At 40.2% G+C, this 15664-nt stretch carries 12 protein-coding genes; 1 reads left to right on the plus strand and 11 read right to left on the minus strand.

The window, feature by feature from the left end; genetic code table 11:
• Window positions 1-10 precede the first annotated feature (10 nt).
• The 6 genes from J4772_RS25475 to J4772_RS25500 all read right to left on the minus strand — a co-directional run bounded on the left by J4772_RS25475 (window position 11) and on the right by J4772_RS25500 (window position 4476).
• Window positions 11-676, minus strand: a complete 666-nt coding sequence (locus J4772_RS25475; protein WP_247740851.1) for a hypothetical protein — start codon at window positions 674-676, stop codon at window positions 11-13.
• Between the two features lie 53 nt (window positions 677-729).
• Window positions 730-1857, minus strand: a complete 1128-nt coding sequence (locus tag J4772_RS25480; RefSeq protein ID WP_209071931.1) for an SAF domain-containing protein — start codon at window positions 1855-1857, stop codon at window positions 730-732.
• Between the two features lie 43 nt (window positions 1858-1900).
• Window positions 1901-2506, minus strand: a complete 606-nt coding sequence (locus J4772_RS25485; protein WP_209071932.1) for a hypothetical protein — start codon at window positions 2504-2506, stop codon at window positions 1901-1903.
• Between the two features lie 2 nt (window positions 2507-2508).
• On the minus strand, window positions 2509-2679 hold the full coding sequence (locus J4772_RS25490) for a hypothetical protein (RefSeq protein ID WP_179215976.1): 171 nt from the start codon (window positions 2677-2679) through the stop codon (window positions 2509-2511).
• Between the two features lie 68 nt (window positions 2680-2747).
• Window positions 2748-3701, minus strand: a complete 954-nt coding sequence (locus J4772_RS25495; protein WP_209071933.1) for a ParB/RepB/Spo0J family partition protein — start codon at window positions 3699-3701, stop codon at window positions 2748-2750.
• Complete coding sequence (locus J4772_RS25500) at window positions 3649-4476, minus strand: ParA family protein (RefSeq protein ID WP_209071934.1); 828 nt, start codon at window positions 4474-4476, stop codon at window positions 3649-3651. The genes J4772_RS25495 and J4772_RS25500 overlap by 53 nt, the downstream gene beginning before the upstream one ends.
• 1104 nt (window positions 4477-5580) lie before the next feature.
• Between J4772_RS25500 and J4772_RS25505 the strand changes: the two genes are divergently transcribed.
• Window positions 5581-8106, plus strand: a complete 2526-nt coding sequence (locus J4772_RS25505) for a hypothetical protein (RefSeq protein WP_209071935.1) — start codon at window positions 5581-5583, stop codon at window positions 8104-8106.
• A gap of 620 nt (window positions 8107-8726) precedes the next feature.
• On the opposite strand, the gene J4772_RS25510 is transcribed toward J4772_RS25505, so the two are convergent.
• From J4772_RS25510 to J4772_RS25530, 5 genes are all read right to left on the minus strand, one after another.
• Window positions 8727-10733 (minus strand): coiled-coil domain-containing protein, encoded by a 2007-nt coding sequence (locus J4772_RS25510; RefSeq protein WP_209071936.1) that lies wholly within the window; start codon window positions 10731-10733, stop codon window positions 8727-8729.
• Between the two features lies 1 nt (window position 10734).
• Complete coding sequence (locus J4772_RS25515; RefSeq protein WP_209071937.1) at window positions 10735-11208, minus strand: hypothetical protein; 474 nt, start codon at window positions 11206-11208, stop codon at window positions 10735-10737.
• A complete protein-coding gene (locus tag J4772_RS25520) occupies window positions 11208-12152 on the minus strand; it encodes a hypothetical protein (protein WP_209071938.1) in 945 nt (314 codons plus the stop codon). The genes J4772_RS25515 and J4772_RS25520 overlap by 1 nt, the downstream gene beginning before the upstream one ends.
• A 252-nt stretch (window positions 12153-12404) precedes the next feature.
• A complete protein-coding gene (locus J4772_RS25525) occupies window positions 12405-13550 on the minus strand; it encodes a macro domain-containing protein (RefSeq protein ID WP_209071939.1) in 1146 nt (381 codons plus the stop codon).
• 156 nt (window positions 13551-13706) lie between these two features.
• Window positions 13707-15032: a type II toxin-antitoxin system toxin DNA ADP-ribosyl transferase DarT gene (locus J4772_RS25530; protein ID WP_209071940.1), complete on the minus strand. Its 1326-nt coding sequence runs from the start codon at window positions 15030-15032 to the stop codon at window positions 13707-13709.
• Window positions 15033-15664: the final 632 nt, after the last annotated feature.

The following is a 15664-nucleotide window of genomic DNA, read 5'->3' on the forward strand; positions in this document are numbered from 1 at the left end:
CCACTCCTTTCTACCAGGCTCGCCATCGCTTTTGGGCAGTCGCCCAAGCGCGCCGCGCGGTCTTCGCATCGCAATCTCCAAGCTGTTGCAGCATCGTGAGCAGCACCTGCCGAAATGCTCCGCTGACACGGCGAAGGTCAATACGATGCTGATGCTGATTGTGCACATCCGCTATGGCATCGCGTTCATCCAGCGGGAAATGAAAGGAAGGCTCCAGCCACTCCACATGGCGCAGCCGTGTTTCCGCCCGCCAAGCAGGCAAGCTGCCCGGTAACGCCGGAGACAGCCAATCATAAAAAGAGAGCGGCGCTTCCGCTTCGTGCAAGCACAAGCGCAGCAGCAGCTCTTCATTTTTTTGCAGCGACAACCGCTTGCCGTCCCAACACCACACCCGCTTGTCAAAGTCGGGCAAATTGCGTCCCGTTACCATTTGGGTATGATCGGTGTCGAGTAGCAGCACATCGTACGCGCCAAGTGTTCCCGCCTGTTCCAGTGCGTGATCCAGTTGCGCTGCAGTTATGTAGCCGTAGGCTACATCCATGTCCTCAAACTCCTGCACGGCGCTGCCGGTGAAGACGGGCGGCAAATAGCCCTGAACAGCTTGCCCCACTGTGGAATCCACTAGCAGCACTTTCTTCCCCATTGCCGAGAGCAAGCGCCCCAGTGCCAGTAGCACATGGCTCTTGTCTGCTGAACCGAGAAATATCATTTTTTTCATGGCCGTCTCCCTTACTGATTGAGTATGTCCTCCCACCGCTCTTCTCCCGACGGTGTTTCTGTTTCCGTCACCGCTTCCGTTCCGCTTGAAGTTGAAGGAGGAACGGTTGATTCTGCCGGGGCAGAAGGAGTCTGTGGTTCCTGCGTAGGTACTGTAGAAGCAGTGGGTTGCCCCTCTCCTGAAGGTCGGTTATTGGATACCTCCGTCTCCGAAGTCCCACGGTCCGACTGCGGCTGCGCTTCAAACATGGCATTGCCCTGCCGGGTAGTTGCACGTTCATTTTGCAATTGCTGCTGTACTGTAACATTCCCACTGGAGGCCCGCAGTTTGTCCGACTCACTGACCGCATTTAAATTAGTATCCAGCGTTTGGCGCAGGCTTCGAGCCAGTTCCGTTTTTGCCTTTGCAAGCAGATTCGGGTCGATTTCCATCAAATCCAGCACCTCCGGATTGGCTGGATAGTTTACAACAGCCGCCTCCTGCAAGCCAGGCTCGATATAGGGGAGCGCATAAAGCCGTGCCCCTTGCAGATAGGCGTCGATGATCGCACTGGACGTTTGCAGCAAATCCATCTCGTTTAATTCCAGCCAAATCACATTGCCCGACAACTGCCGCACCTGCTTTTTGGACAGCAGAACAAAATCCTCGCCAGTCGGGAAACCGATCCGTACATCGATAAACTGATCAGTCTTCAGATTGGAAGGAAGCTGAATCACCTGAAATTCCTTGAGCCGTACATCCTTTGGAACTGGCTGTCCTTCGAACAACAAAGAAGCGAGTAGCGGCGTACCCGCCTCCAGTTCCACCTTAGCATGTTTTCCGATAATCGCTTCCCGATCCGTAAGAATACCCGCCGGAACAAGTGTTATGGGCATCGGAATCGCCTGTAGATCATTTGCCGTCAATTCATTGCCTGCCCCAACATTTCGGCTTACTATCCACACTTCTCGGCTGTTCAATTCTTTCTCTTGCTTCAATTGCGCGAGCTGACGCTCGTAGCTTTCTTGCATCTGTTGTTGTATTTGCTGTTGCTCGTTATGCTGCATGAGCAAAAAGACCGCCGCCGCCACAAGCAACACCAGGCTTACCGCAATGGCACCGATAACAAGTGCCTTGCGATTGCGATAGTTCCAAGACATCGCGAACGACTCCTTCCTTCATTCAAAATGATTCCCGTTTTGTTTAGCGGGTGTCCCGCGACTTAGGCTTCTGTTGCTTCTCTGCATGATGAAGCGCCAGCTTCTCCTGTGCCCATGCTGGTATATGCTCCGGTTTTAGGAAGCCCAGCAGGTCTTCCCGATTATAGCGGCATTCGTCACCTGAATAGAGCCTCATCGCGAAAACGGCCCTTCCGCGTGAATTACCCGATGCACCCAAGCCCCCCGTCACCCTAATCAATTGGTGATCTGCTGTGCGAAATTCCGGTCGCAGTCTTTCCGGTCGAATTACGACAAGCCTGCTGCCGAGTTCATCCTCGCTTTTGATGGGCAGACAATGGGCAGATTGGATAGGAGGCATTGATTCTGGAATGGCAGAACGCTCGGTTTGAAGCTTCTCAATTTCCCACTGCAATAGCTTGCCAAACTCCTGCATCGCCTCCAGATAGTCCGCGAATCCTTCTCCGCCATAATACTGATCAATGCCAAACAAATTATTCTGATCACAATAGCAGACAAGATAGGGCTTCTCGCTATTCGTCGTGTCGATGCCCAAAATAACCTCGACCCTGCCAATGGGCAACGTCTGATAGACCTCATAGTCGCCAGCCATTCGTTTCTCCTGCTCCATCGTCAGTCCTCCCGACACCGTTTGCGATTAGTCTGCTTCGGCTTGGTTACCGTTCCTGTTGCCTGCTTCCTAATCGGCCGTTCCTCCTTCTTGGACGGACAGCTCTGCGTGAAACCCGGCTTTTCCTTCATTAGTTGCTCATACTGACGCCGTCTTCCTTCGGTAAAATCCATCGGGCTGCTCCTTTCTGCAAAAATGGGCATAAAAAAATCTCTCCATCTGAGAGAGAAGATAGGGTAAATTAACGCTCGTGTTCCCGTTCCCGCTGTTTCCTGCGATACCAGTTTTCCAACAATTGCACAAGCAGGTCTTCCTTTTGCTGCTCGGTAAATTCTTGCGGAAAGAACTTTTCAATACGCTCCTTACGGATCGTCAGCTTTTCCTTTTGGTTCGGTTTTTCCTCTGTCAAAATAGCAAAGATAACATCAACATTCAGCTTGCCATCCTGATTAAGCTTTTTCATACGCTGCGCCTGCGCCAGTGAGGGCGTACAGTCCTCGGCCTGCATCGTTTCCAGCAGGGCTTGCTGCTCTTTCTCGGCCAGGTAAGAGATTTCCACCGCCGGGCCAAATGCCATTTCCTTATCGTCTACCATTTCAAGAATGGGAGGAATGAGTTCGGTCAGGCGGATATATCGTTTAATCTGATTACGACTTTCGCCAACTTGATCCGCCAAAATCTCCACAGAATATTTACCATTTATATCCTGCCCAACTTGGGCAGCATTTTCTTTGCTCGGTCTGCCTGCCTGGCGTTTCATAGCATTCAGCTTCATCCTATAAGCAAATGCCTTTTCACTCGGAGACACATGCTCCCTCTGCAAGTTACTGTCCACCATAATAATGGTCGCCTGATCGTCGTCCAATTCACGAACAATGCACGGAATGGATTCCATTCCCGCCATTTCACTTGCCTTCTTACGCCGATGCCCGGCCACCATTTCAAAGCCGCCATCCGTTTTGGGACGTACCAGCACAGGAACCAGTACCCCGTATTGCTTTACGCTTTCCGCCATCTCCAGCATTGCATCGTCCGCCTTTACTTTAAAGGGGTGATCAAGGAAATCACTGATCTCTGCCAGCGGAATTTCCCTGATCTGTTCCTTCTGTGTCGCACTCCGGGTTTCTTCCGTCGTAAACAAATCATCGACTGTGGTCAGCTTTATGCTGGCGCGCCGGTCTTCTTTCGCTGCCAATATCCTGCACCTCCTTCGTTAATGAAGCGTATGCCTTGGCGACTTGTCCGTTCGGATCGTGTGCATAAATACTTTTGCCGCGTGCGCTGGTTTCCGCCGCGCGGATAGAGAGAGGAATTTCCGTTTGAAACACGCGCAGCTTGTCTCCATAATCGCGGCGAAGGATGAAAGAAATATCCTTAGCAAAATTGGTGCGGCTGTCCACCATTGTGAGCAACACGCCCTCCACCACCAGCTTTTTGTTAATTTGGCGGCGAACGCGGGCAACCGTCTGCAATAACTGTGTCATCCCTTTCGCCGGTAAATAATGCGCCTGAACAGGAATGATGACGCTATCTGCCGCTGCCAAAGCATTAATCGTCATCATGCCCATGCTTGGCATACAGTCGATCAGGATATAATCATAGTTCTCTTTTACCGAATCAACGTACCCGCGCAGTATCGTTTCTCGGCTCATCGTATTGACTAGCGCTACTTCCACGGCAGATAGTTCAATGTTTCCGGGCATCAGGTCAATTCCTTCGTAATGCTGCAAAATACCCTCCTGTGGGTCGAAGGCTTCCTCTGCCATACATTTTTGCAGCATTGTCGCCAGCGATACCGGGAGGTTGTCCGGCTCTTGAAAGCCAAGCGAATCTGTTAAATTCCCTTGTGCGTCAGCATCCAGCAGCAGCACCCGATTGCCTTCCGCCGCCAACCCGATGCCTAGGTTGACCGCTGTCGTTGTTTTGCCCACACCGCCCTTCTGATTGGCGAGAGCAATTACCTTGGCCATGTGGTTCAGTCTCCTTTCAATAGAAAAGGTCGGTTGCTTCAAGGAACCAGAGCACCGGCCTTTCAAAGTTATCTATATAAAAAGAGAGCACCCAAAAAGGATGAACTCTTGGATATTCAACTTCATAGGGTACTATTAAACCGGCAATAGCATGTTGCATTTCCATCAAGCTGCTTACTTTCTGCGCTGCAAAAGAAACTAAAAACAACGAATGCCTGTACCTTTGCAGGCTCTATACCTGCGGGAAAGCTGAAATTTTCATTTAAAAATAATCCACCTGTAACTTATGCAAAAACACATATGGTCGGATGAATGGTAGACATAGAATAATTTATCCAGCGGACAGCGGTTGACTGTCTCCATAAGCGCAGGCTTGCGCTTCCTCCAGGATCGCTGCAGGCCGCCCCCATTGCGATAAGCTGTGGCTGGACGGAAGTATCATGGTCCCTCCACGCAGGTCATCGCCGAAAATGGAACCACCATTTCGTTATGCATCACGGTGTCGCTTTCATCTTGACCTGCGTCTCAGACGGATGGGCAGGAACAAAACGGTCATGGCGCGCTTGCATACTGGCTTTCCTTCGAGGCTGCATGGGGAATGTACCGGAGAAACTTGTATTAAATTATCAAAGAGCGGTGACGAGGAATTTCAGTCCCTCTATAAGCCGTTTCATTTTTTGGGGAAATTCGGGTAGCAAGACGAAAAAAAATGAGGAGAATATACAAATAAAGATTCTTATTTACTTTTGCAGTTGTAGGAGGTAAGAATGCAAGGTGAATTACAGAACTGAAAACACGTTTAAATAGGCCATTCCTAGTGGCACAGGATGAGCAGAATAGTAATGAGCTTCGTAAGCGCACAGAGACGGGAAGTAAATCTAACGGAGCTCTTGAATGCGAATTCATTCAAGATCAAGGAAAATTTTTTTCTGCGAAACTCATTGATGTTACTAATATACGAATGTTGTCGAATTAAAGGACTTTCCCAACTTTTCATAGAAGTATATACCATAAATAGAAGAGGATTGAGGTGTAGGAATGTCCGCTAACGGAAGATACAGGGAACACAGTAGCGTCACTGAGTATTTTTGGAGAGATTTGGAAGTGAGTTTCGATGCTATAAATGAATTGAGCACAGTGCAGCAATCAAGACGCTTTGAGGCTTTTTTAGATGTTATGTCTTTGGAAGAACTTAAGGACCTAGCCGATGTAACTGAAGTAATACTAAAAGACTCGACAAATAAAGAGCAATGTAAGAAAGACATGTCCCTAATCTCTAAGGAAAGGATGTTACTTACCCTCCTTTTGCGCGACTTCCAAAACCGTAAGAAACGTAGTATTCCTACTTTTTATGAAAGTAACTCTAACGAGTTAAGGCATAAAACTCCGTTAGCACAGCTACATCATTTGTTTGAACAATCTCCAGCATTGTTATTTTCTTTGCTGACTTATCATTTATGGACGGTGCGTGGAACAGGTGATTTACTCGCATTGGATAAGAACATAGGTCCTGGGAAAGCCAGACAAGTTCTAACAGAGAAAGGCTTTGAAGATACCCTCTGCAATTTGCTTTATAAAGGGTCGAAAGAGACCAATAAATATCGCATATTTTCATATTCAATTGTTGGAGAAAACCGTTTTATTTGTCTAATGTACAAGCAAGTTAATGATACCTCCATACCTGACTATAACCAAGGAATTAGGCACCAGGAAGTCAATACACTTATGTTTGAGTTGAACTCTGAAAGTGGTACTGTAGAAATAAAGACCAAAGTTCAATTTGAAGGTACAGCTATCAAAAAGTATATTGAAGAAACCTTTGAAGGTGTTCTATCTGCTTATAAAACAGAGGTATTTCAAGAATTCAACAAGACGACATTTATTGAATCAGTCTTGAATGGGAAGACTGCAAGTGGTAAACCAGTTAATGATTTTCTTGTCGAGAAGGTAGTGTTTCGTTCTAGTCCGATAAAAAACTCACCTGAGATTACTCTTCAGTCTAAAAATATGGATGTATGGCCATCTGTCATCGATGCTAGCGATAAGGGATGTGTAAATATTGAGAGTATAAAAGATCTAGCATCAATAGCATTCAAATCGTCAGGGGTTGGACGAACCATTCGTTCAATTGTAAAGGATGATGGGCATGTTGTTTTCACTATGGACGATAGCTTAATTGAGAAAGAAACACTTGAATCTATTAAAACGAAGTTTTTTGAGAAATTCGGAGTTCCAATGTTTCAGGAGATTGCCAACAACAAATTTTCTGATGGACAAGCGGATTTACTTGACTACGTTATGGGACAACGTGATCACAATAAACACAGCCAAGGAGATACAAAAGTACTTTACGAGACACTAATCAAGAAAAAATTTCTTAAAAATATTACAGAAGTGTATGCAGAGTGTACCAACAGTGATTGTCCTCACGAAACGAAGATTGATGATCCTACTGTGGTACTTAGTGAATGTCCTATCTGTGACAGTCCTCTTGGGGTTAGAGATAACATTTCGACTCAAATTGGAGTTAGCGAGGTAAGGGCTGAGGTTAAAAGAAAACTAAGAGTTTGGTGTGCCGATGAGAGTTGGATTATGCTTGGAGACTCCAATTTGACATTTGGTAATAACACGTTAAAGTTAATTAAGTTGGAGCGAGCTATTGATCAACGGCCACTCCAAATTCTTATTACTGAGCACACTCTTGATGGGAGACTCTTGTCCAAGCTTTATAAAATGATGAACCCACTAATTGTAGTTTTCGTAGGGCAACAAGAGAAATTTATTGGGAAGTACACAAGCGAGTGTATTCAAGCCATTAGCTTCGGAAAACTTTATGTTCAAAAGGACGATGACCTCAAACTTTTTTTCGACAGCATTTATTCTAATCTAGAATTAAGGGCAAAAAACTACTTGGCTTCTGCTGCGAACAAATCCTACCAATCATTATGTGGTATTCACTGTCCACCAGATAGTCTTGACAAAGCAAAGTACACCCCCGGCGATCTTGAGGATGATGGATATGCACTATTAAAAGACATGTTCCCCAACTCAGTTAAGTGGGGGAAACAGCAAAGTGGAAAACAACTTCCGGAAGGTGTCTTTTCGTTATCTTATGTCAGGGGTGATAAAGAAAGGTACGCTTTTTCATTTGATTTCAAACTTTCATATAAAAATGAGGGATACCCTTTAGAAATCGGAGAACAAAGGAAGGCTGTACAATATGTCAATGATCTTAACGACTCTGATTTAATTATCAGTTACGCCAAACATAGAAAACTGAGTGGACATATATTCATCTCAAATTGTTTTAATACAGCCCAGGTTGAAACGACTCTCAAGTATTTCGAAGCTCAGATACCTAGTTCAGTTATTACTAAGCCCATCTTTATCACAACAGATGTTCTCACTCATCTCCACTTAAAATATAGAGAAAACTTCGAAGAAGTTGAACTGGCTAAAAATTACTATATGCATTGGCTTTTTGAAGCACTCGTTAATAAGTCACACTACGTAACCCGCGACCACGTGGATACAATCTTCAAAAAGCTGCTCACTAAGCAGTATCGTGAGATTGATGTAATGGATATGACACTCCTTACCGATGAAGTAACAAAAAAAGATGCTATTTAATATGTTTGATTGCAAACGAGCCGTTCCTTTCACTCCCAGCTCGATTCTTCATCCCATTATAGTGTTCGGGTTTTATCACACTTGAATTTCTTCACATTTACTGGTAAAGTAGAATTGTCCGAAAGCATCGGCAGAGTCCTCTGTGGGAAGCACCCACGAGGACTTTTTTTGTGAATTTATTGTGGTTGGATTTGTTTTTTCAATTAAGAAGTGACCATTGTCTAATAAAGTTCGTGTGACCTTGTAGATACACGCTTATCCATGACAGTTATCATCTCTTTTTTACTAATCTAGCCAGTCTCTCCGCTAGAATAACATTGATTGATTGGTCGCAGGGAGTTGCAAGCCATGATCTCTTGCGCCCCTTGCTCCCCGCGCGGCTAGCCCAGCAAGGAATTACTGGGCTTTGTAGTAGCGTATGAACAGGGACATCTGTGATGACTCTCGTTTTTTAGTTTTTGGAGTTAACACGAAGATTTTACAAACTCTTAGTAAACGACTCTCAGGCTTGATAGATTAATGGATCTGTTCAATTTTAACAATCACAGAATAGACACTTTATCTCATCAATTTTGGACTAGGCAGCAAAAAATTATCCTTTTTTTCACTTTCATATATTCCTAGATTGGTTTAATAATATATTCTTCACCTAGATCAACAATATTTACATCTAAACCCTTAGTAACAGCGTTTATTTCGTCTATTGTTAATGATGATGCCACGACACTTTGCCCTTTTAACTCTGTAAGGGAAGAGAACAACTTTTTGGTACTATTAATATTCATTTGTTGCTGCCCTGGTTCGTCCAATAGTATAACTTGTGGATGATTACCACCTAATTGATTTGTAATAAATAGTAAAGTAAGTGTGTATGCCCATTTGAGCCTTATGAAATCACTAGCCGAAGAATCAAACTTAATATCAAAGCCTCTAACAATAGGCGTATATTTATCTTGTGAGAATTCAATATCATCAAATGGTGTGCTACTATAACCAAACTCGTTTAAGTAATACTTAAACTGTTTTTCAAATTGATCAAGTTTTTTCTTATCGAGTTCAGAAAAAAAATCGTCTGGTACATCACTTGATTTTTTTAAATACTGTCCCCATTTGTGCTTTACCAGCTCAATTTTCGAATCCATCTCAATAAATTCAGTGTTGGCTTCTTGAAGTTCTTTAATTTTCCACTTCAAGTTGATTGTCTCATCAACATCAAGATTTGAAATCATACGTGGGTCTTCTCTTAATTCCAGCTTCATATTCCGTAATTTTTTTCTTTCAACTTCCATTGTCTCTGTAATTGCACGCAGTTTCTTATTTTTAGTGTTAAGTAAGATTTGCGATTGGTTTAAAGCAAACTGTATAGTATAGATTTGGTCTTTAATAAACTTTATATTTTCTTCCAATGACATTGGTTGAAATTCAATATCCTGCGGAAGTAGAGTTTCATGGATTTTTTGATTACAAGTAGGACAAATCCCTTTGGCCACATATAAATTTTTATCTGACCCAAGATCAAACAATTTTTTGGCATCTTGATTACTTTTTAGATCATGTTCTAGCTGACTTATATTCTCCTCTAAGGTTTTATTATTTATCATTGCAGAATTAATCTCTTGTCTAATAAAGCTTGCTTCACTCTGAAGAGCTAAGACTTTATTTTCGAGATTTTCAATCCTTTGTTCGTGTTCATCTTCTACATCTTGTATGTTCCTGATGACATTTGCTCTTTCATTAAACTCTCGAATACTTTCATTAATTTTATCTATCAGGTTAACTAAATTTTGATTTTTATCGTACACATAAATAGCATAAGAAAGTAACAGCTCTGGTTTACTAGGCAAACCTTCTACAATAGCACCAATTCCATTAGCTTTTTCCCTAATAGAGTTAGTTAGACTAGACCACTCCTGTGAAAGCAAAATTTTCTCTATGCGTAGCTCTTCTTTTAATTTGTTGTTCTTTAATACGTCAAGCCCTAGAAGAAACTCAATCGCTCGTGTAGAAAGTTCCCTTATGCCGTAATTTGTGGAAGGTTGAGCATAGAAAGAACTCCATCCTTTTAGTTGCTCTACAAAAAATAAAGGGAATAAGGTTTGAATGTAGAGTAAGCGCTCTTTACCGTCAAATGATGGAACAAGGGGAATATTCCAACCTATAAATTGCGCTAAAAAAGAATGAAAGCCAGATTCATTTTGAGCGGAACCCTGATAATGAACATAGTAATCTTGTCTAGCGTATTTATTCTGTGTTGTTAAAGAAGGACCAAATTCAATTTCAACTAATCTTTCTTCCCTTGCTGTACTAATGATCCACCTTCGAATCGTTATAGTCTCATTATTTTCATTTGTAATCTGCAACTCAATGTTGGATTCTAGTACCTTGTGCTTTGCTGTTTGATATCTTAACTCATCTCTAAGGACGGGTTTCATCGTTTTTCCATTTGTACCACCAAGTAGTTCCTCTACCCCCAATGCATATAAAACTGAGTTCATTAATGAGCTTTTGCCTGTCGAATTTTTTGCCCTAACAATATTAAGTCCTGTAGTAAATTTAATAAAACTCTGAAATGGTCCTTGATCTGTAATAACATTGATTTTCAACGCATTGATTATTATTTGCGGCATGTCAGAATGCCCTCTCTTTAAATAGTATTGAGATAACTTTATCAGTTACTCTTTGGCCTAATTTCTTTAAAAGTGCCTTTTCAGATAAAAGTACACTTTTGTCATTTACGATAGCTTCTGCAAATTCTTCACCTTTAGAAGTCAAGGTGAATTTTCCTGTTGAATTATTGAATGACATTAACTTCTCAGCGACCGCAAATTGCAACGCTCTGTTGACACTCGGATCCATACTAATAAGAGGTGTAGTTATTAGTGGATCTATTGTTATATCAACAACTATTTTTTCTCTATCAGAAGATTTAAACGCCCAATTAATTAATTGAAATTTTTGCAAATTAGCACTTTTCCCTCTTGATGACAAAAACAAAACCAATATTAACTGTGCAATTTTAATTACTGGTCTGTATTCAGGTGATACTGAAGTCTTCCTGCGCTTAAATGTAATTTTCTCAGCCAGCTCGTATGGTAATTCCATTAAATCACTTCCTCGAAGTCAAGTGGGCATCGTACTAGCCAATCCGCTTCAGCTTCTCTAATAACATCTTGCTGAAGTGCATATGAAATAATTTGACTAAAGGATTCTGTTCCTAATGCCATTTCATACTTTTCTTGAATTGCTTTATTAAATTGTTTTGGTTTAAGAGTTGATAAAAATATCTCTTGTTCTAGATGAGATTCAATACTATTTTTAATGCGCACAACTTTTTCTAGTAACGTAGGATGGTTCTCTCTTAATTCATTCATTACTTTTTGACCTTTTATCAAATTTCTTATAACGAGATCAACATATTTATTAGTCATTGCATCAGCATTACTGCTTCCACTAAACAACTTAGAAATCTTACAAAACAGAATTTTTACGGATTCAGCTTCACACTCTTTCCAATTAATAATTTCGTCTGCACTAGGAGCGACTATATTAATGTCTATTTTTTCGTTAAGAATAGCTTTAACATAAAGTAATTCTTCTACAAAAAAACCTTCATCTTGTACAAATACATCAAACTCTTGATCCAAAATATCAAATAAATCTGATTTCCCTCTATATTCCGATGCTTTGTCTTGACAATGAGAGATCAACTCTTTATTCTTAATGATTGGTGTGAGAAAAATCCATTTTTTGATTTTCACTCCTCCCAAATATCTAATCAATTCTCTTTTATTTTTTGAAAGTTTGTTTAGGTCTGTTGTTATTTTATCACGTTGAGCTTCATACAGCTTCTTACTTTCAAACTCTTCATCTGGGCAATAGCATTGAAACACTGTACCACTTCTAGTAAATCCCTCTATTCCTAGATCTCCATGAGTATGAGCTGACATCTCTTGATATCCCTCAGCCTCATACTTCCTTTTAAGAAACAATTGGCATGCTTCTTCCCAAGAATCACCGTTATAACTGCCATGTTTAGTTCGAATCAATTTGCAACCCCCTTGCATCCTGCTACTTTAATTAAAGTCATAGTTCTTTGGGTACAAAAAATACAAATCATGATCTACTTCTACATCCATGTGCCTACCACCTTCCAAACATACGTTTCATTTCCTATACTTGGCTGAAAACTCCCGATTACATTCCACACTACAAAGTTTTATTCATCAGGTAGAAATAATAAAAGAGAAGCTATCAAATTAACTGGATAGCCTCTCTTTATGTATTCACTATGTGCAAAATCAATGACTTTTCTCTAGTTCTATTAATAGCGGCACTGTATTTGCTTTACCAGCATTATTGATACCAATCTTGGAAGCCTTTAATACTTTAAATACTTCTTGCTCACTATACCAATAGTTTATATAATACATATTGTTATACGGCTTTTTTAAATACTTGAGTAATGAATCTACTGCGTTCAAATCCATAGAATTAATTATTGTTACATTAGCAAGTTTTTGCCGGAATTTCAATGCATTAGAGCTCTCATATATTTTCCACTCTTGGTCAGGCTTTGTTGTCGAAAGCAACAAGGTCTTATCTTCATCCCAATTAATTTGAAAGTCCTTCTGATCTTTAAACTTAAGAATACCGTATGGCATTATAAAAATAGCTCTAAATCCTTTCTCTAAAATGGTCCTTGCAAATTCATAGTCATTTTTATTTTTCAAGCCTAGTAACAACACCGCACTCTCTACGGGCACCTCATCAATTACTTTTATCAAAGAAGTTACTTCTTTTTCGGATGATCTATTATTTGCTAGAATCGAGAGTTTTTTTTCTTTTAGGAGATTTACATTTCCAATACAGTAAAAGTTTTGACTTGAACGACCTAAGAATTCTTTTGGGTAAGCTTCATCATTGGGAAGAATGGTTATTACATTATGTTTTGCAAGTTGATCCGTCCACTCATTAGTTTCAATCCTTTTTGTTGAACTAGAAGGATTAAACACAAGGATCTTTGCATCTAGGTTGGCCAAGTAAAGAACGATCATTTCCTTAACTTTCGTCCAATCAAGCCCCCCATGACCACAGCCTAAAGCTGGCAATGTAACAACTGCTTCTTTTTTGTCAATTAAATACTCTTGTAACCATACTAACCCTTTTTCAATGTATTCATATTCAGAAGGGTTTCTCCAGTGAATTTTGGTAGGAAAATTTATAATTGTACTAGTTGAGATTAAATTTGATTCTATCCACACGTGTGGTTTACCTGGTGCAACCTCTTTATTCTTACAAGCTTTGAAATAATCTTTGAACATATCAGGATATCTATTTTTAAATGCTAATGCTACTCCAGCACCCATAACGCCTACGCAATTTACAGTATTAATTCGTATGTCCGCTTCAAAATCGAAAAAGTCCCCAGTAACAAATTCAAGCATCAAAGTCCCTCCTTTCTAGTATATTATATGGATTTTGTTTGATATTTAATACCCTTACTTTTCACATTATTGTTCTTGTATAATTTTAGTTAATTGTTCCAGTACGTCTAATACATTACGTTCAAACTTCCAATTTCATGAGCAATTCTACTAATATTAAAGACTGTCTATTAATTGAGGAATACTTTCTTTCACTTTAGAATACCAGTAATTACTTATTGACTTGATATCGGCTAGTGATATTGCGATGAGCATGTTTAGTTCTCTTTTTGTTAATTTCAGATCCCTTAATTCTTTTTCACTTCTCCCTTTTCCAATTATATCGCCTATCAAATCATGATAAGCTACTAACAAACATATTGATTTTATTTCATTCACTAAGAGAGTTTCGAATTCATTTACAAGAATTCTGTGCAACATTTTTAGTGAATCCGCGGGATGATCTGCATATACTGGCTGTATACCATCTCTCCACTTGGACTTTGGTCCTTTTCCAATATCATGAAAGTACGCCGCAAGTTTTACGATTAATTTATCATCTTTAGTTAGTTTATCATAGTGATCAATGGACACTAATTGATTAACTACATCTTTTGTATGTTCACATACCTTATTACTATGAACATCATTCTTCGTTTCAAGATTATTTATTCCTTCTAATTCAGGTATAACACAAAAATTACTTCTTATCTTTTGAAGAGCATCTTTAACAGTTTGAAAGGAGGGATTTGCAATTGTATTTGTTGCTCTATCTTCTATTACAGAATCAATTACTTCATGGTACTCATCTTTTAACATCCTAGGACCTGTTATCAATGATTCATTTTTTCTTCCTTCAAAAAAAACTTTCGTGAAAAATAAATTTATATCATATGGTTCGTATTCAATTTTTGGTTTTTCTAAGTCTCTTTCCTCGAGAAGCTTTTTAATTTTCTTTTTACTTGTTTTATTAAAGACAACAAAAGATTCTATCCAATCTAACGGTACTTCTTTGTGTACCAAAACCTCTGCCATTCTAGCATGCAATTCATCTTTGCTCGGAGTCTTCCATTTCTTGCTATCAATTAAATTCCAGTTTAGTCTATCTAAGTGTTGAGGGTCATTAAAAAAATTGGGTATCACTTTTGTATTAACTGAAGCATCGGTGAAAACTACATTATCATTGCTCAACTTACTTATCTTTAAAACGATGTACACTATATCGATCTGATCTACATTTTTGCTATTTAGCACTGAAAGTAGCATTGGATTGGTCGCAGCAAAATAAAATGGAACATAGTCATGTATATTTCCATGAGGGGCACAAGGAACCTGAGTGCTGCTCCTTCTTTCTTGAATGCCTTGATTAGCAACATTTACATGATTAATTTCCTTTTTGTATTTTTCATTAGTTGAAATCAAACCATTATCTAGTATCGATTCTATGTTGTCTACATGCGTAAAATGATAGAAATGCCTGTTTTGAAATTTAGCTGGAATCAACTCAAATCCCCCTTAGTTCTTTTGGACTATGGAAGACATTCGACACCAATCAACAATTTCCTTCTTAAGAATATATTATGAAGTATTTCCGAACGAAATTAGTTCTTTAATACTTGGATATTATTCACACAATTCAAGTAAGGCTTATTGAATCATTAAACTAAATCTATAAGTTTAGTCATTGACATCGTTATTGAGTGAGATAACCTGTTGGGGCTAGGTTTTGTGAAGAACCACCTGATGGATGAGTCTAATCTTGCTATCACTCATCCAATTTACATGCGGACCACGAATCTCGTAGTGCTACAGGCTGAGAAAAAAGCTGCCCGAAATATCCGCAGATCTATTTCTTCCAAGACCGAAGAAGAATTGATCAAAATTTACTTTATTAAAAAATCACTGCCTTTTCCTGCTTGAATCCATTTGCTGCTGCCTAAACTTTTGTTCACCAGGCATCTTCGTGGATATTCTGACAAAATTGAGCCGCCACTCCGTTTGCGAGAGCCATCGCTAAATTCTCATAAGAGGCTTTATATGGAGATCGGGCATGATAGGCTGCCTGCCTTGCGATATGCTTATTATAGGATATCGCACTTATCGCAATAAATCATGCCCGAAGAGGCTTCATGTCA

Origin of the sequence: Cohnella sp. LGH, assembly GCF_017671885.1 — a bacterium.
In the GTDB taxonomy this organism is placed as follows: domain Bacteria; phylum Bacillota; class Bacilli; order Paenibacillales; family Paenibacillaceae; genus Cohnella; species Cohnella phaseoli.

What these genes read in the sequence shown, in the direction of transcription:
- J4772_RS25480 (WP_209071931.1), bottom strand. Translation starts at nt 1,857, where the DNA reads ATGTCTTGGAACTATCGCAATCGCAAGGCACTTGTTATCGGTGCCATT.
- J4772_RS25485 (WP_209071932.1), bottom strand. Translation starts at nt 2,506, where the DNA reads ATGGAGCAGGAGAAACGAATGGCTGGCGACTATGAGGTCTATCAGACG.
- J4772_RS25490 (WP_179215976.1), bottom strand. Translation starts at nt 2,679, where the DNA reads ATGGATTTTACCGAAGGAAGACGGCGTCAGTATGAGCAACTAATGAAG.
- J4772_RS25500 (WP_209071934.1), bottom strand. Translation starts at nt 4,476, where the DNA reads ATGGCCAAGGTAATTGCTCTCGCCAATCAGAAGGGCGGTGTGGGCAAA.
- J4772_RS25510 (WP_209071936.1), bottom strand. Translation starts at nt 10,733, where the DNA reads ATGCCGCAAATAATAATCAATGCGTTGAAAATCAATGTTATTACAGAT.
- J4772_RS25515 (WP_209071937.1), bottom strand. Translation starts at nt 11,208, where the DNA reads ATGGAATTACCATACGAGCTGGCTGAGAAAATTACATTTAAGCGCAGG.
- J4772_RS25525 (WP_209071939.1), bottom strand. Translation starts at nt 13,550, where the DNA reads ATGCTTGAATTTGTTACTGGGGACTTTTTCGATTTTGAAGCGGACATA.